General features: G+C 38.8%; 16 protein-coding genes. All 16 read right to left on the reverse strand.

Translation table 11 applies throughout. The annotated features are described in order from the left end of the window. Positions 1-638: 638 nt before the first annotated feature. Entirely contained in the window at positions 639-920 is a 282-nt protein-coding gene (locus ACEVFT_RS18855) for a hypothetical protein (RefSeq protein WP_205446384.1), read from the reverse strand. A 208-nt stretch (positions 921-1,128) separates the two neighbouring features. Further along, positions 1,129-2,631, reverse strand: coding sequence for a lysine--tRNA ligase (lysS, locus tag ACEVFT_RS18860; protein ID WP_342442149.1), 1,503 nt, complete (start codon positions 2,629-2,631; stop codon positions 1,129-1,131). A gap of 177 nt (positions 2,632-2,808) precedes the next feature. Beyond that, entirely contained in the window at positions 2,809-3,849 is a 1,041-nt protein-coding gene (gene dusB, locus ACEVFT_RS18865; RefSeq protein ID WP_393951007.1) for a tRNA dihydrouridine synthase DusB, read from the reverse strand. A gap of 88 nt (positions 3,850-3,937) precedes the next feature. After that, positions 3,938-4,450 carry a 2-amino-4-hydroxy-6-hydroxymethyldihydropteridine diphosphokinase gene (gene folK / locus ACEVFT_RS18870; protein WP_393951008.1) on the reverse strand — a complete coding sequence of 171 codons (513 nt, stop codon included), beginning with the start codon at positions 4,448-4,450 and terminating at the stop codon, positions 3,938-3,940. After that, a complete protein-coding gene (gene folB / locus ACEVFT_RS18875) occupies positions 4,450-4,815 on the reverse strand; it encodes a dihydroneopterin aldolase (RefSeq protein WP_205446380.1) in 366 nt (121 codons plus the stop codon). Before folB ends, folK begins: the two co-directional genes overlap by 1 nt. Further along, the gene (gene folP, locus ACEVFT_RS18880; RefSeq protein ID WP_393951009.1) at positions 4,815-5,669 is read right to left on the reverse strand and encodes a dihydropteroate synthase; all 855 of its coding nucleotides are present in this window, start codon (positions 5,667-5,669) and stop codon (positions 4,815-4,817) included. Before folP ends, folB begins: the two co-directional genes overlap by 1 nt. A 12-nt stretch (positions 5,670-5,681) precedes the next feature. Next, positions 5,682-6,521, reverse strand: a complete 840-nt coding sequence (gene pabC, locus ACEVFT_RS18885) for an aminodeoxychorismate lyase (protein ID WP_393951010.1) — start codon at positions 6,519-6,521, stop codon at positions 5,682-5,684. Then, on the reverse strand, positions 6,522-7,103 hold the full coding sequence (pabA, locus tag ACEVFT_RS18890; RefSeq protein ID WP_205446377.1) for an aminodeoxychorismate/anthranilate synthase component II: 582 nt from the start codon (positions 7,101-7,103) through the stop codon (positions 6,522-6,524). It lies immediately after the preceding gene. Further along, entirely contained in the window at positions 7,100-8,530 is a 1,431-nt protein-coding gene (gene pabB, locus ACEVFT_RS18895; RefSeq protein WP_393951018.1) for an aminodeoxychorismate synthase, component I, read from the reverse strand. The genes pabA and pabB overlap by 4 nt, the downstream gene beginning before the upstream one ends. Positions 8,531-9,232: 702 nt before the next feature. After that, positions 9,233-10,162 carry a cysteine synthase A gene (cysK, locus tag ACEVFT_RS18900; protein ID WP_205446375.1) on the reverse strand — a complete coding sequence of 310 codons (930 nt, stop codon included), beginning with the start codon at positions 10,160-10,162 and terminating at the stop codon, positions 9,233-9,235. A 248-nt stretch (positions 10,163-10,410) separates the two neighbouring features. Beyond that, positions 10,411-11,382, reverse strand: a complete 972-nt coding sequence (locus ACEVFT_RS18905; RefSeq protein WP_205446374.1) for a peptidyl-prolyl cis-trans isomerase — start codon at positions 11,380-11,382, stop codon at positions 10,411-10,413. Beyond that, the gene (gene hslO / locus ACEVFT_RS18910; protein ID WP_205446373.1) at positions 11,366-12,247 is read right to left on the reverse strand and encodes an Hsp33 family molecular chaperone HslO; all 882 of its coding nucleotides are present in this window, start codon (positions 12,245-12,247) and stop codon (positions 11,366-11,368) included. Before hslO ends, ACEVFT_RS18905 begins: the two co-directional genes overlap by 17 nt. Before the next feature lie 21 nt (positions 12,248-12,268). After that, a complete protein-coding gene (locus ACEVFT_RS18915) occupies positions 12,269-13,036 on the reverse strand; it encodes a type III pantothenate kinase (protein ID WP_342442142.1) in 768 nt (255 codons plus the stop codon). 225 nt (positions 13,037-13,261) lie between these two features. After that, a complete protein-coding gene (locus ACEVFT_RS18920; protein WP_393951011.1) occupies positions 13,262-14,095 on the reverse strand; it encodes an aldo/keto reductase in 834 nt (277 codons plus the stop codon). 149 nt (positions 14,096-14,244) lie between these two features. Further along, the gene (gene ftsH, locus ACEVFT_RS18925; RefSeq protein ID WP_393951012.1) at positions 14,245-16,272 is read right to left on the reverse strand and encodes an ATP-dependent zinc metalloprotease FtsH; all 2,028 of its coding nucleotides are present in this window, start codon (positions 16,270-16,272) and stop codon (positions 14,245-14,247) included. Positions 16,273-16,549: 277 nt separating this feature from the next. Further along, positions 16,550-17,092: a hypoxanthine phosphoribosyltransferase gene (hpt, locus tag ACEVFT_RS18930; protein ID WP_205446369.1), complete on the reverse strand. Its 543-nt coding sequence runs from the start codon at positions 17,090-17,092 to the stop codon at positions 16,550-16,552. Positions 17,093-17,117 lie beyond the last annotated feature (25 nt).

Raw genomic sequence — 17,117 nt, forward strand, 5'->3', positions numbered from 1 at the left:
TCGTAACCGTCTTTCGACAGCAACTTTTATATTATAACATTTCTTCATTTCGTTGTCAACACTTTTTCTAAAAGTTTTTTCAAAAATTATCAGAGACAACTTTTAAATTATATTATAATCATTTATTTCTGTCAACATCTTTTTTCAAATTCATTTTTGAAGCTCGATGTTGTTAATTGCATTGTCTTAACGACAAGTAATAATTTATCACGTTATAAAAAACTTCGCAAGTGTTTTTTACACAAATTCTATTTTATTTTAATAAAATTGATTTTATAAGCTATTTTGTGCATTTACGAGAGTTTTAATTATCGTATTCTCGTTTCTTACTTAATTATTTGTTTTACTATACATCTCTTTCTATTAAATCTCAACATTTTAAATTAAAATACTAATAATTTTATAGCTCTTAAAGTTGGTAGTTGTAGCTAACAAAATCATTACTCTATAATAAGAGATCATCCTTTTACAGATGTCCTTCTTCCTTGATAAAAACTACAAATCATACAAAACCGTTTATTCCTTCATAATAACTATATCTCTATCTACAATCTATGTTGCTTCAATCCCAACCTAAAATAAGCAGGCGCTAAAGTACGTCTTCTGTACTTTAGCGCCTGCTTATTTCTAAGATGCCCCTATTTTATGTCATTACTTTGAGGATCGACTATGTTTAAGCACCATAAGAAATTATCCCATGCGGAATACCAGCCACTGAAGATTTCAGAAGAATCATCCCAACGAACTTCAAATTTCTTGTGGCCATCTATTTCCACTAAATATAAGGTAAGCGTCTCGTCTTTTTTAGCAACGACTAACTTCATACCATGCTCGAGCTCTTCCTCCGTAAATGGAACATCAGAAACAGAACGTAATTGTGCCTGTTCAAATACTTGTTTGTTAATAATTTTGTAATTCATTATAAGCCCCCAATAAAATACTTCTTTTTTATACTTATTGTATTGAAAAACATAGAACTATAAAAGTATAACCTAAATTTAATCAACGTTTAAACAACTTAATTTTTTTCATTGAACAAAAAGAAGAGAATTCACTTATCTTGTGAATTCTCCACTTCATACATTACTGCTCTTTTATAGCTCTATGAAAAACCTACACTACAATTTACTATTTTGTAATATGACGCATCGTTGGGAACAATAATACATCACGAATTGATGGTGAATTTGTTAGTAGCATAATTAAGCGGTCAATACCGATACCTAGACCACCTGTTGGAGGCATACCGTATTCTAATGCTTCAATGAAATCATTGTCCATTTCATGTGCCTCATCATTACCTGCTTCTTTTTCTGCTAATTGCGCTTCAAAGCGTTGGCGTTGGTCGATTGGGTCATTTAACTCCGTGAAGGCATTTGCATGTTCACGACGAACGATGAATAACTCAAAGCGATCTGTAAAACGCTCGTCCTCTGGATTTTTCTTCGCAAGAGGTGAGATTTCTACTGGATGACCAAATACAAATGTAGGCTGTACAAGTGTCTCTTCTACTTTCTGTTCAAAGAATTCATTGATAATATGACCTACTTCATGAACATCCTTCACTTCTACTCCATGCTCTTTAGCAAGCGCTTGTGCTTGTTCTTTTGTCATTGGCTGCCAGAAATCTACACCCGTTGCCTCTTTTACAGCATCTACCATGTGAACCCGTTTCCAACCTACCGCAAGATTAATTTGATCTTCTCCATATTGAACTGTTGTTGTACCTAGAACTTCTTGGGCAACATGTGCAATAAGGTTTTCAGTTAGAGACATGATATCTTGATAATCAGCATATGCTTCGTATAGTTCAATCATTGTAAATTCAGGGTTGTGGCGTGTAGAAATTCCTTCATTACGGAACACACGTCCGATTTCGTAAACTTTCTCTAAACCACCAACTATTAAACGTTTTAAGTGCAATTCGATTGCAATTCGCATATATAATTCCATATCAAGTGCATTGTGATGCGTAATAAATGGACGAGCAGCTGCGCCACCAGCAATTGTGTGAAGCATTGGAGTTTCTACTTCTAAGTATCCAGCATTATCTAAATAATTACGGATTGCACGGATAATTTTAGAACGAGTGATAAATGTTTTTTTGCTATCTTCGTTTGTCATTAAATCTAGGTAACGTTGGCGATAACGTTGCTCAACATCCTGTAAGCCATGGAATTTCTCTGGCATAGGACGTAGCGCTTTTGTCAGGAACGTGAATTCCTCAGCCTTTACAGAAAGTTCTCCCACTTGTGTACGGAATACGTTACCGCGCACACCTACGATGTCTCCTAAATCAGCTTGTTTAAATAATTCATACGCTTCTTCGCCTACATGATCTTGGCGAACATAAATTTGAATTTGACCACTTAAATCCTGAATATGCGCAAAGCCAGCTTTTCCTTTACCACGTTTCGTCATAATACGGCCCGCAATAATAACCTCTTGAAGGTTTTCCTCAAGCTGCTCTTTTGTTTGATCTGCAAATTGCTCACGTACTTCTGTTGATAAATGTGTACGCTCAAAACGGCTTCCAAATGGATCTTGTCCGTTTTCTAGTATAGTTGTCATCTTTTGGCGTCTCACCAATAGTTGATCATTTAATTCTTCTATATTTGACACTTGTTTCACTCCTTAAGTAAATTGTCCGCGTTTACGTCCATAATATTTCTATTGTACACAATTTTAGTGCTGTAATCATCTGTTTCAGTTTATTTTCAACCTAATACAAAATAATTAATAATTCTAAAAATTAAAGTTGCAGCTAAAAGGCGTCTCTACCAAATTGTAGAGACGCCCATCATGTATCTATATAATTAATTCTTTGGCTTCTGGAACAATCAATTTAGATTCGCTCTCTTCATACTCCTGTACAAGACCATTTAACAATGCGCGAAGCTCTGCCGCAGTTTCAGTTTGGTTAATGGCATTGCGTGCTTTACCATTGCCGCGAATCCCTTTTAAATACCATGATGCATGTTTACGCATTTCCCGAACTGCAATTCCTTCTCCTTTTAATTGAAGAAGTCGTTCAAAGTGTAATAGACATACATCCATTTTTTCACGTACACCTGGTTCTTCTTTTAATTCACCTGTTTCTAGGTATTGAACCGTACGGTAGATCATCCATGGATTACCTAAAGCAGCACGTCCAATCATTACTGCATCTACGCCTGTAGTTTCAAGCATGCGTTTCGCGTCTTGTGGTGTTTCCACGTCCCCATTACCAAGCACAGGAATGCTGACATTTTCCTTCACTAGACGAATGTAATCCCAGTTCGCTTTACCTTCATACATTTGTACACGTGTACGACCATGAACTGCTACTGCAGATGCACCTGCCCGCTCCACAGCTTGGGCATTTTCAATTGCAAAAATATGCTCTTCGTCCCAGCCAATACGCATTTTTACGCTAACTGGTTTTTTGACGGCATCCACAACAGCCGCTACCATTTCATATACTTTATCTGGATTAAGTAGCAAGCGTGCACCCGCTTCACATTTTATGATTTTATTAACAGGGCATCCCATGTTGATATCAATAATATCAGCAGTTGTATTTTCATCCACATATTTCGCTGCTTCCACTAAGGTTGCTTTATCCCCACCAAAGATTTGCAATGACAGAGGATTTTCGCGTTCATCGATATAAAGCATACCTAATGTTTTTTCATTTTTTTGGACAATGCCCTTATCACTAATCATTTCAGCGTATACGAGACCTGCACCAAACTCCTTAACCGTTAATCGGAAAGCAGAGTTACAAATCCCAGCCATTGGCGCTAATACTACTCGATTGTCCATGACAATATCGCCAATTTGAAATGGCTTCTCTGTTGACTGACCCAACGTTTTTCTTCCTCCTCTATAGGCTTTACCTATTTTTCTCTAGCTATCGTTAATGCTATACGCTGATAATTCATTCCTACACCATTACTTAATTCACCGTTGAAGGCTCATTAAAAAGTTTCCAGAAGATCACGCCTTCCTTTTCACAATCCATTTGCTGTAACAGATCATGCGCTTGTTGTAGCTGTTCATCCAGTGGTGAAGGTGTAATCTCTATAAGTGGTACTAGGACGAATGCTCGCTCATACATTCTTGGATGAGGAACAATTAAGCTCTCCGTTTCAATATTCTCTTGATTGTAAAGTAAAATGTCAAGGTCAATAACCCGTGGGCCCCAGCGAAATTCTCTTACACGCCCTAATTCCTGTTCGATTGCTTGGCAAATCTTCAACATCTCAGCAGACGATATATCTGTTTTTAGATGAACAGCTATATTTAAAAAATCTGCCTGATCCGTATAACCTACAGCTGCTGTTTCATAAACAGATGAAACACGAATTAGCTCAATTTCCTTCTTTTCCTTTAAAAGGGCTACTGCGTGCTGAAGATTCTCATATCTCTCTCCCATATTTGTTCCGATAGATAAATAGACATCCTTCATTAGAAATCACCTCTCGTTACCTCAACAGATACCTCTTTGTAATAGCCATGAATGGGTGGGTCTGGTTTAATGAGCTCTACACGAACGCCCTCTACTTTATCCGGATAGGTTGCTAAAATTGCATTCGCTATTTTCACAACAAGAGCCTCAATAAGCTTAAACGGTTCGCCTTCTACAATATCGCGACATAACGCATATACCTCTGCATAATTAACTGTATAAGAAAGATCATCCGTTTCCCCAGCTTTTGTCATATCTACTGCAAGCGAAACATTTGCTCGGAAGCGTTGACCTAGAGTCGTTTCCGCGGCTAACACACCATGATAGCCATAAAACTGCATGTCCTTTAAATGAATATAATCCATCAAGCTTCCTCCTTAAACAAACGTTTACCCACTAATACATCCGCCATATGTGTTGTACGCGCCATTTCCTTTACATCGTGAACTCTGATCATATGACAGCCCTTTTCAATTCCATAAGCCACCGTTGCACTTGTCCCTTCAAGACGCTCCTCAACAGGTAGCTTTAAAACATTACCAATCATTGATTTACGTGATGTTGCTAATAATACCGGATAGCCCATAGCCACTAATTCCGTTAAGTGTTGCATCATAGCTATATTTTGTGCAGTATTTTTAGCAAAGCCAATACCTGGATCTAAGATGATATGATGATCAGGGACTCCAGCTTGCTGTGCGATGGCAATACTTTTTTCTAAATCTGCCTTTGCAGTCGTCCAAAAATCAACGCCATAATCCATATTTTCACGATTATGCATTAAAATGATAGGAACATGTAAATCTGCGGCCACCTGAGCAATTTCTGGTTCTGCTTTCGCTCCCCAAATATCATTGATTATATGTGCGCCCGCTTCAATTGCAGCACGCGCTACACTTGCTTTATACGTATCAACAGAAATAACGGCCTTTACTTCTTTTGCTAATGCTTGAATAACGGGCACAATGCGTGCAATTTCTTCTTCATCTGAAATTCGTTCATACCCTGGACGTGTAGATTCCCCACCTACATCAATGATTTTTGCTCCTTCAGCTACCATTTTTTTCGCTTGAGCAACAGCAGCCACCACATTGTTATACTTTCCTCCATCAGAGAAGGAGTCTGGTGTAACATTTAGAATCCCCATAACAAATGTTTCTTGTGTATAGTCTAATGTAATACCATTAATCGTTAATGGTTTCGTATATTTTTCTAGCATGTAAACGCTCCTTTATCCTTGCTGTACTTCTTGAATAAATGCCCCATGCAAAAGCGAATAAATAGGTCCTTTATTGCCTAAAAATCGCTGGTTATCCAAGCTACTAATAGGCACAAACTCTTGTACTGAATTGGTAATGAAGCATTCCGTACTCTGTAGTAAGTCTTCTTTTGTATAAAAGCCTTGCTGTACTTCGATATCTAGCACATTGGCCTTCTCTATAATCCATGCACGAATAATCCCTGGTAAAATACCTGTCTCCAAGGAAGGCGTATATAGTATATCATTTTTTACCCAAAAAACATTTGATGTCACACCTTCAGCCACATAGCCTTGTTCCGTTAAAAAGAAACCTTCTTGTTTGGCCAGTGATGGCATTTCAAAGCGACCAAGTACGTTGTTGCCATAATGATGCGATTTAACTCGTACCCCTTGTTCAGGTGTATTGCGTGTTGTAGTAAGCCATTGTGCAATCTTTTCAGTACCACGCGGTGTGTCCTGAAGTTCCTTGCGAAAAATGATGACATTGGGTTGCCTATATTCTGTTGGCTGTAATCCAATATTATGCTCTCCAGCGGATACATTTAAACGGAAGTAGCCATCCTGACCGCCTGCCAGTTGATTTAGTTGTTGTACAACCTCAAGTAATACATTTTCAGAATAGGTTAAATGAATGTGATATTGTGATAAAGCATGCTGTAATCTTTCCATATGTTCTTCCCAGCAGAATACCTGACCCCTATATGTTCGGAACGTTTCAAAAAATCCCAAACCGTATAAAAACCCATGATCAAATGGCGAAATCCGCAAATCCTGGGCCGCCATATAGTTTCCATTCATCCAGCACTGCATCTATTTCACTCCTTCTACATACATCTCTATAAATTGGCGAAGAAGTTTTTTCCCTTGCTCCGTCATAATGGATTCTGGATGATATTGTACACCCTCAATTGGATATTCCTTATGACGAAGACCCATAATTTCTCCCTCTTCTGTCCAAGCTGTTACTTCTAGACACGCTGGTAATGTCTCCTTTTCTACAATAAGAGAGTGATAGCGAGTTGCTTGGAATGGATTTGGCATACCTTTATGCAAACCTACTTCTGCATGCAGCACGGGTGATGTCTTACCATGCATTAGACGTTCCGCTCGTATGACATTGCCACCAAACACCTGTGCAAGTGCCTGATGTCCAAGGCAAACCCCTAAAATCGGAATATTTCCTGCGAAATATTTAATAATGTTCAGGCTTTCACCCGCCTCATTCGGACTACAAGGTCCTGGAGAAATAACAATCATATCGGGTGCAAGTTGTTCTATTTCCTCTACTGTCATAACATCATTACGTTTCACAACTATCTCATGACCAAATTCACCCAAATATTGGACGATGTTATAAATAAATGAATCATAATTGTCGATCATTAAAATCATTTTGCTCGCTCCTCTGCCATTGCCTTCGCCTGCCACATTGCCTTCGCTTTGTTTAAAGATTCCTGATACTCTCTTTCGGGAACAGAGTCAATGACAATGCCTGCGCCAGCCTGAATATGCGCAACCCCATCTTTTATAAATGCTGTACGGATCACAATATTAAACTCCATATCACCGGTAAAGCCTAGCCAGCCGATTGAGCCTGTATATAAACCACGTCGTACAGGCTCCAATTCTTCAATAATTTCCATAGTGCGGATCTTTGGCGCTCCCGTAATTGTCCCACCTGGGAACATTGCACGAATAACATCTGCATTCGTTTTGCCTTCTGCTATTTCTCCTCGCACATTTGAAACGATGTGCATAACATGTGAATAGCGCTCAATGACCATAAACTCATCCACTTCCACTGTTCCATAGGTCGATACTCGGCCTAAATCATTACGCTCTAAATCCACTAACATTACATGCTCAGCACGCTCTTTTTCATTATCAATTAACTCCTGAGCCAATGCTAAATCTTCCACTTCGGATTTTCCTCTTGGTCGAGTACCCGCAATTGGTCTCGTCGACAACTCATTGCCTTGACGCTTGACTAATAACTCTGGTGATCCAGAAACAACAGCAAAATCAGGTGCTTCAATATAAGCCATATATGGTGACGGATTAAACGCTCGAAGTGCCTCATAGACATCCATTGCAGTTGCATTTAGGTTCTTAGACTGACGAACAGATAAATTCACCTGAAAGACATCACCTTGCGCGATATACGTTTGTATTTTTTTAACCGCTGCCTCGAAATCAGCTCCTGCAAATGAAACAAGTAATTCGTTCTCATCATTCATAACTTCTGTAGCATTTGTTTTTTCAAATTTGCGCGCGCCTAATCCAGCCTGTGCTGCAACATGCCAGTTGTTAGCCCATTCTTCCAAGTTGACCTCATTATCTTCTAGCTTCATAAGTGTCACTGTATTTGTTTTCACATCATGTACTGCCCAACAATCAAAAATATAATAATAGATATCTGGTACTTGTAGATCATCTATTGCCGTATTAGGAAGCTCCTCAATTTTACGGGCATAATCATACGCAACGAATCCAATAGCCCCTCCCTGAAAAACAGGAAGCTCTGCATTATAAGTAACCCGATATTCCGCCACAAGCTCTTCCAATAAGTCGAGGGACTCACCTTGTAAAACTTCTTGTCTACCATTTCTCCAATTTACTAAAAGCCCACCCTCTACTGATTGTGCGATAGCTAATGGATTCCACGCAGCTATTGAAAAATGTCCACCACGTCCACTTTCTAAAAACACATGTGCTTGCTGAGTCTCTGTCTGATTTTTATAGCTATAAAAAAATGAATCTGCATCCATCGTTAATGTTTTCGTAAGTATTGTCTTCAAGTTATTTTCCCCTTTAAACATATGATGTGATTCCATCTTAACTTGATTATTACATAGAAGCGAATATTTTTATAATTTTCATAGTGTCCATTTTTTTGCATTAAAAAGGACTCCTTTTATAAAGGAGCCCTTAGTGTTGAAAAACAAAATAGTCAATTGAAAGGTAGAAATGGATTTCCGTTGCAGGCTACTTGCTTTCCTATGGGCGAGCGCCGAATTGCTTCCTCCGCTACCGCTTCGTTTAGAGTTTTGCCTGTCTCGCTATCTCACGGGATTCAAGTAGCCCTCCACTCCAATCCACAAAAGTGTTACCTTTTTAGCAAAGGTTTTTAAATAAAGTGAAGATGTTCACTACTCTTTATGAAGGAGTGTTGTCACGCATCACTTCTCCACATTAAAAATAAGTGCCTCTCCTCTCTCTAATAAGACAAATAGTGGGCTATTTTGTTCACTACTACTAGTATGAAAGAGGGAAAGACACTTTTACAGAATGGTTGATTGGAGTGGAGCCAGCGTCACTCCTAGGGGATTTAGCGTCACAGAGGAGACCCTAGAGCGAACGCTAGTGAGGGAAGCGGCTCATCGGACGCCCCCTGGAAAGGACGCTGGCGGAACGGAAATCAACCCCTCGCCTTGTAAAATTGCTTTTTCTGCCGTTGACATCACCTTTTTTCAACAACAAGGACTCCTTTTATAAAGGAGCCCTTACATAAAAAACTTTAATTAGTCTTCAAATTGATATAAAGGTGTTGATAGGTAACGCTCACCGTTAGAAGGCACAATAGCAAGAACATTCGAACCCTTGCCTAAACGTTTTGCCGCTTCAATTGCAGCATAGATTGCAGCACCAGATGAAATACCACATAGGATTCCTTCTTCACGTGCTACTTTACGTGCTACTTCAAAAGCAACCTCATTTTCAACAGGGAATACTGAAGAATAGACTTCCGTATCTAAAACTGCTGGTACAAATCCAGCGCCAATTCCTTGAATTTTATGTGGCCCTGGTTGACCACCAGAAAGAACTGGTGAATCTTTTGGCTCAACAGCAATGATTTCAATGCTTGGATACTTTTCTTTTAAGACAGCACCTGCACCAGTGATTGTACCACCTGTACCAACACCCGCTACAAATGCGTCAAGTGTTAGGCCATCAAATGCTTCTACAATTTCAGGACCTGTTGTTAAACGGTGAATTACCGCGTTCGCTGGATTCGTAAACTGTTGTGGCAGGAAGTAGCCATGCTCTGCAGATAGTTCTTCTGCTTTAGCAATTGCCCCCTTCATACCCGCTGGACCAGGCGTTAACACAAGCTCTGCACCATAAGCACGCAATAAATTACGACGCTCTAAGCTCATTGTTTCTGGCATAACTAAAATGGCTTTATAACCTTTAGCAGCAGCAATCATTGCAAGACCAATACCTGTATTACCAGAAGTCGGCTCAATAATTGTACCACCTGGTTTTAATGTCCCGTCTTTTTCCGCAGCTTCGATCATCGCTAAAGCTAAGCGGTCTTTTACTGAGCTTCCTGGATTAAAATATTCTAATTTTACATACACAGTACCTTCATTTTCACTTGTTGCATGGTTTAATTTTACAATTGGTGTTTTACCAACTAATTCAGCTACCGAGTTTGCTAATCTACTCATTTACTAATCCACTCCCAATCCCTACTATTTTTATAGGTTTTACTTATTTTGTATTTTATCAATTTTTCCATTCGATTGTCAATAAATAAAGCATATATTTTCAGAATATTTATCATTGCGTTGAAAAGGAAAAACTTTATCATCGGCTAAAGAAAAAGAATCTGCATCTATTGGGTAAATCACTACAAATGCCTGTAAGTTTGATCAGACTCATTTTACCCCGCAAAACCTGCAGACTCTTTCATGTATTATTTTTCTTTTTTAGACTCTCCATAATACCAAGTAGCATTAAATTCAGACCAAAATGCTTCTGGCGTAACAGATTGCGGCAATTGCTCTAAAGCTAATTCACGCTCAATATGTTCTTTCACATCGTCATATGTAAAGGATTGTCCTTCTAATACCTCTTGCACTTGAACAATGCCATAATGACCATTATCTAACTTAAAGGCTTTACTTACCTCATTTGCCTTTATCGATTTCACAGCATTAATAATTGCAGGGTCTAGATTTTCCTGATTCTCTGTAAGAAAACCAATATCTCCTCCTAAACTTGCTGAAGCACTATCAACAGAGATTTCTCGTGCCAGCACTGTAAAGTCAGAGCCATTTTTTAATTCACCCAATGCCTCATCAGCAGCTTTTTTTGAATCGACCTCAATAAAATTCGTACGATAGCTTGTTTTTGTATTATATAATCCTTGATTTTCCTCATAATACTTTTCAACGCTTTCTTCCTCTATCACTACGTCTTTCGTGAGTACCTTATCCAATATAAGCTGTGAACGAATCTTTTGGCGTAGTTGCTCTGCCGAAAGATTTTGCATGGCTGTATCAAACTTATCTTGAGCAGATCGCATTAACGCTAGTTCAAGATCAATTTCCTGATCAGTAACTTTAATTTTATATGTTTTTGCTGCCTTTTCCATTACTGTTTCATTCACTAAATTTTGCAGTGTTTCTTTACCATATCGTTCTTCCATGGCAATCATCCACTCTTGGCGTGTGATAACATCCCCGTCAATGGCAGCGACTTGTTCGTCGCTACCAATTTCTTGACCTTTGTTTGGGATCAACCAACTAATGAACCATAAAATATTTCCTAATAACAAAACGGCTATGACAGCTAAAGCAGGTTTTGTCTTTAAACGACGTTGCAATAAAGGAGTTTGGTTTGGTGTTACATTGGTTGAAGGTCGCCGATTACGCGTTGAGCTCATCGATAAACCCTTCTAGCTCATCTTTAGAAAAGCTGTATGTCTCTAAGCAGAAGTGACATTGTGCTTCTGCACCGCCATCCTCATCAATCATTTCTCTAATTTCTGCTGTTCCTAGACCTAAAATTGCCGCACCAAACCGCTCTTTTGAACATTGACATTTAAATTCAACTGGCATGGAATCTAGAATTTGTAGATGTCCATTGCCTAATACAGCTTCTAAAATTTGCTCTGGTGTAAAACCTTTTTCAATCATTTTTGAAACAGGCTCTATTGTAGCAAGATGTTGTTCAATTTCAGTAATTGTTTCTTCCTCACAGCCTGGCATTAATTGAAGTATAAATCCACCTGCTGCAAGAATAGTGTTGTCTGGATTAACTAATACGCCTAAACCTACGGATGATGGTACTTGCTCAGATGTAGCAAAATAATAAGTAAAATCTTCAGCAATTTCGCCAGAAACAATTGGTGTTTGCCCTGAAAACATATCTCTCAAGCCAAGGTCTTTAACGATTGTAAGAGCTCCTTCTGTTCCAACGCCTGCTCGAACATCTAACTTACCTTGCTCGTTTAAATCAAAGTGTACATGAGGGTTTGTCACAAATCCACGCACTTCTCCATGCGCATTACTATCAATTACCATTGGGCCAATTGGGCCGTTGCCCTCAATTTTAATCGTGATTTTCTCCTCACCTTTTAACATGGCTCCCATCATAACAGCCGCTGTCATTGAACGACCTAAAGCTGCTGATACAACTGGCCATGTATCGTGACGGCGTTGCACTTCTCCTACTGTGGCTGTTGTACGAGCTGCAAACACACGAACTTGCCCATTAAATCCTAAACCTCTTACTAAATAATCATTCATAAATGGAATGTCCCTCATTTCCTATTGGTTACGTTTATAGAGCTTATATAAACCCTTTAACGTTAAAAATGGATCTACAACATCTATAATTTGTGTCTCCCCTGCGATTAGATTTGCTAAACCACCTGTAGCAATTACTAATGGCTCCTCTTTACTTTGTGCTTTCATACGATTAACAATGCCCTCTACTTGTCCAACAAAGCCATAAAAAATTCCTGCCTGCATAGCAGAAACGGTCGTTTTTCCCACTATATGTGTAGGTCGAACGATTTCAATACGCGGCAATCTTGCAGCCTGAGTATAAAGAGCCTCTGTAGAGATAGTGATGCCTGGCGCAATAGCACCACCCATGTAATCGCCCTTTTCGTTCAAATAACAATAGGTTGTTGCTGTACCAAAATCAACTATGATACAAGGGGCCTTATATAAATCTAGAGCTGCTATGGCATTCACAATGCGGTCAGACCCAACCTCGCGAGGATTTTCGTATTTAATATTTAAACCCGTTTTCACACCTGGTCCTACTACTAAAGGCTTTTTTCGAAAATACTTCTGACACATCGCCTCTAACGAAAACATAATTGGTGGCACAACTGAGGATATAATAATGCCTGTTATTTGTTCAAACGAAATGCCTGCATGATTAAAAAATGAAAGAACTTGCATGGCATATTCATCTTCTGTTTTATGAAGATCCGTCACCATACGCCAATGGAAGGCTAATTGATCGTTGTCATCATAGACACCTAATACAATATTTGAATTCCCTGCATCTAAAACTAAAATCAAAACTGACACCTCCCATATCGCCATTGTAACTTTCCCAATCCTCATGTTACAACTTTCTATCTAACTGAAATGAAGTTAAAACACTTTAGAAAATGATACCATACTTTTTATCTTGATTCAGCAGATGTTGTTTGTACCGTAGGCGAAGTGTCAGCTACAGGCTGGAGAAGATTTTTCATGCTTTCTTTAAAAAGAGGCCCCTAAAATTGGCAGCCTCTCTTGAAATCATTTGAAATTAAATTTTTCTGGATCTGGACCACAACGCAAGCCATCGTTCATTGCATCCAACTGTGTCATTTCCTGCTCAGTTAACACAAAGTCAAAAACATCTAGGTTTTCAGTCATACGTGCAGGTGTCATCGTTTTTGGAATCGTGACAACATTATGTTGCACATCATAGCGTAACACAATCTGTGCAGGCGTTTTACCGTATTTAGAGGCTAGCTCTTGAATCAACGCTTCTTCCAGTAGAGATCCATTCATCAATGGAGACCATGCCTCCACCTGTATGCCCTTATCCTGGCAATAAGCACGAACTTCCTCCTGTGTTAAATGTGGATGGAATTCGATTTGATTAATAACAGGGACAACAGTCGTTTCCTTCAAAAGGCTTTCCAAATGGTGTACATGGAAATTACTAACACCAATTGAGCGTACTCGACCATCTTGATAAATCTTTTCTAGCGCTTTGTAAACCTCAATATAATTTTGGTCTATGCCTGGCCAATGTACTAAATATAAATCCAAATAGTCTAATCCTATTTTCTCCAAACTGCTATCATATGCGGCAAGTGTTTCTTCATAGGAAAGTCCATCGTTCCAAACTTTTGATGTGATAAATAGTTCTTCACGAGTTACTAAGCCTTCTTCAATGGCTGCTCGTATTCCTCGCCCAACACTTTCTTCGTTACGATATACTTGTGCTGTATCAATACTACGATAACCTTTTGCAATCGCTGTTTTTACTGCTTCAGCTAGGTCATCTCCTTCAGGTACTCGAAAAACACCATAACCAACCAAAGGCATTTTAAGACCATTATTCAATGCAACATTTCCCATGTTTAAACACTCCTATCTGTTTTAGCTCACAAATACCACATCTATCCTAAATGCAGCTTGTCTTTTTTACTACTATATCCTAATGCTTATTAGCAAGAAAAGGCAAAGAAAAAGACTGCTTACTGAACTAGTAAACAGTCTTCCTATTTTTAATCACGTTTTTCATCGATACCCTTAGGTGCATCATTTGGTTCTTTACGCTCTTTTGCTAGATCCAAAGTTGTTGGATTTGGCTCTTTACTTAGTAGCTCTTTTTCAACAACAGGTTCACCAATTGTATCTAATGTTGGCTTTGCTTCAATCTTTGGAGTAGTGTCCTCAATTTGTTCTACAGCCTCTGGTTCAGGTAATACACCATGATCACGTAAATGCTCAATTTCCTGTGCATTTAATGTTTCTTTTTTCATTAGCGTATTGGCAATTAAATCAAGCAGATGGCGTTTTTCCGTAAGGATACGTTTAGTACGCTCATACTGTGTATCAATAATTTTTTGCATTTCTTTATCAATTTCATAGGCTATTGAATCAGAATAGTTTTGGTCAGAATTAAAGTCACGGCCAAGGAATACATTACCGCCTTGACTTGAGCCAAATTGCATTGCTCCAAGATTCTCACTCATTCCGTATTCAGTAACCATAGCACGGGCAATGCTTGTAACCTTTTGGAAATCGTTATGAGCTCCTGTAGAAACTTCACCAAGAACAATTTCTTCAGCTACACGACCACCAAGAAGACCTGCAATACGATCTAAAAGCTCTTGCTTTGTAGTAAAGAAGCGCTCTTCCTTCGGTAACATAATCGCATATCCACCCGCTTGCCCACGAGGAACAATTGTTACTTTGTGTACTGTATCAGCCTCATCTAGTTCAAGACCAACAACTACGTGGCCAGCTTCATGGAAGGATACCAGTTTCTTCTCTTTGGCTGAATATACGCGACTAGCTTTTGCAGGACCAGCGATTACTCGGTCTGATGCCTCATCGATATCTGTCATATTAATAGTGCGTTTACTTTTTCGAGCTGCTACAAGCGCCGCTTCGTTTAGTAAGTTTTCTAAGTCCGCACCTGAGAAACCTGGCGTACGTTGAGCAACTGCTGCTAAATCAACTGTATCTGCTAAAGGCTTATTGCGTGCATGTACTTTAAGAATTGCCTCACGTCCTTTTACATCAGGATGCCCTACTGTAATTTGACGGTCAAAACGACCTGGACGTAATAATGCTTTATCTAAAATATCTGGGCGGTTTGTTGCGGCAATGATAATAATCCCTTCATTGGCACCGAAACCATCCATTTCAACTAATAATTGGTTTAATGTTTGTTCACGCTCATCATGGCCTCCACCGAGACCAGCACCACGTTGACGACCTACTGCATCAATCTCATCGATAAAGATGATACATGGAGCATTTTTCTTAGCATTTTCAAATAGATCTCGAACACGTGAAGCCCCAACACCGACAAACATTTCTACGAAGTCAGAACCTGAGATAGAGAAGAATGGAACGCCTGCTTCACCTGCTACTGCTCGTGCAAGTAATGTTTTACCTGTACCTGGAGGACCTACAAGTAAGATACCCTTTGGAATACGGGCACCGATTTCAGTGAATTTGCGGTGGTCTTTTAAGAATTCTACCACCTCAACAAGCTCTGCCTTCTCTTCATCAGCACCTGCTACATCTGTAAAACGTACTTTTTTCTTTTGATCATCATACAGTTTAGCCTTACTTTTACCAAAGCTCATCACTTTATTACCGCCACCTTGAGATTGGCTCATTAGGAAGAAGAATAAGAAAATGATGATAATGAAAGGAATAATTCCTGTAAAGAATTGAATCCATCCACTAGTTTCTGGTGCTGCTAAAAAACTAATATTACTATTTTTATCCTTAGCAGCCTCATCGATGCGGTCCATTAAAGATTGGTTTTCACGAGGGATGTTTGTAGTAAAGCTTTCCCCTTTTTCATACCCCTTCAGTGTTCCTTCAACGACGTAAACTGATTTATCAGGTTGAATTGTAGCACTTGTTATTTCTTTCTTATCTAGAGCTTCTTGAAACTCATGATAAGTTAATTCTTTCGTTGGTGAATTTCCACCATTGAAAGTACCAAAAATACCGATAATCACTAGGAAAATCAGTAGATAGAATATGGTATATCGAAATATTCGATTCATCTCCAGCCTCCTCATTACAAACAGAAAAATTATAAGTAAAATCTTAACATATCATGATTTCATCATACAACGAAAAGCCCTACTTAAAAAATGTTTCGTTCACTTATTGCCGTTATCACAACAGTTTTTAGGCCATCTTTATATGTCCCAGCGTAATTGTACCTGTTCCTCGGGCTCGATATAGCTGAACATTGTGTCAAGATTTTGAATTATGTTAAACATAACAAAAAATACATGACTTGCGCTGGAGACCTTTACTTGTTATAGCTTTTGTATCTTAGAAAGAATATACCTCAGGCTTCAAAATACCGATATAAGGTAAGTTACGATATTTCTCAGCGTAATCTAAGCCATATCCTACAACAAAGCCATCTGGCACTTTAAAACCAACATAGTCAGCAGATAAATTCACTTTTCGACCTGATGGTTTATCAAGTAATGTAACAATTTTAATGGACTTTGCTTTACGGTATTTAAATAAATCTACTAGATAGCTTAAAGTTAAACCACTATCAATAATGTCCTCGATAATTAATACGTCACGTCCCTCAACGCTTGTATTCAAATCCTTTAAAATCTTTACTTCACCTGATGACACGGTAGCATTACCATAGCTAGAGACATCCATGAAATCCAGTTCGATGAAAGAATCGAAACGTTTCATTAGGTCCGTCATAAATGGCATTGCCCCTTTAAGAACGCCAACAGCTAATGGAAATGCATCTTTGTATTCCTCTGTTAATTGCGCGCCTAAGTCTGCAATTCTTTCTTGCAATTGTTCTTCTGTAATCATAATTTTTTCGATGTCGTTTTGTAACATATCGATTCCTCCTCGTGATGTATCA

Origin of the sequence: Lysinibacillus sp. PWR01 (assembly GCF_043359455.1) — a bacterium.
In the GTDB taxonomy this organism is placed as follows: Bacteria; Bacillota; Bacilli; order Bacillales_A; family Planococcaceae; genus Lysinibacillus; species Lysinibacillus fusiformis_F.

Coding starts and splice junctions, on each gene's coding strand:
- cysK (WP_205446375.1), bottom strand. CDS start 10,162: ATGAGTAGATTAGCAAACTCGGTAGCTGAATTAGTTGGTAAAACACCA.
- ACEVFT_RS18905 (WP_205446374.1), bottom strand. CDS start 11,382: ATGAGCTCAACGCGTAATCGGCGACCTTCAACCAATGTAACACCAAAC.
- folK (WP_393951008.1), bottom strand. CDS start 4,450: ATGAAGGATGTCTATTTATCTATCGGAACAAATATGGGAGAGAGATAT.
- folB (WP_205446380.1), bottom strand. CDS start 4,815: ATGGATTATATTCATTTAAAGGACATGCAGTTTTATGGCTATCATGGT.
- hslO (WP_205446373.1), bottom strand. CDS start 12,247: ATGAATGATTATTTAGTAAGAGGTTTAGGATTTAATGGGCAAGTTCGT.
- ACEVFT_RS18855 (WP_205446384.1), bottom strand. CDS start 920: ATGAATTACAAAATTATTAACAAACAAGTATTTGAACAGGCACAATTA.
- pabB (WP_393951018.1), bottom strand. CDS start 8,530: ATGTTTAAAGGGGAAAATAACTTGAAGACAATACTTACGAAAACATTA.
- ftsH (WP_393951012.1), bottom strand. CDS start 16,272: ATGAATCGAATATTTCGATATACCATATTCTATCTACTGATTTTCCTA.
- folP (WP_393951009.1), bottom strand. CDS start 5,669: ATGCTAGAAAAATATACGAAACCATTAACGATTAATGGTATTACATTA.
- pabA (WP_205446377.1), bottom strand. CDS start 7,103: ATGATTTTAATGATCGACAATTATGATTCATTTATTTATAACATCGTC.
- ACEVFT_RS18920 (WP_393951011.1), bottom strand. CDS start 14,095: ATGGGAAATGTTGCATTGAATAATGGTCTTAAAATGCCTTTGGTTGGT.
- pabC (WP_393951010.1), bottom strand. CDS start 6,521: ATGCAGTGCTGGATGAATGGAAACTATATGGCGGCCCAGGATTTGCGG.
- hpt (WP_205446369.1), bottom strand. CDS start 17,092: ATGTTACAAAACGACATCGAAAAAATTATGATTACAGAAGAACAATTG.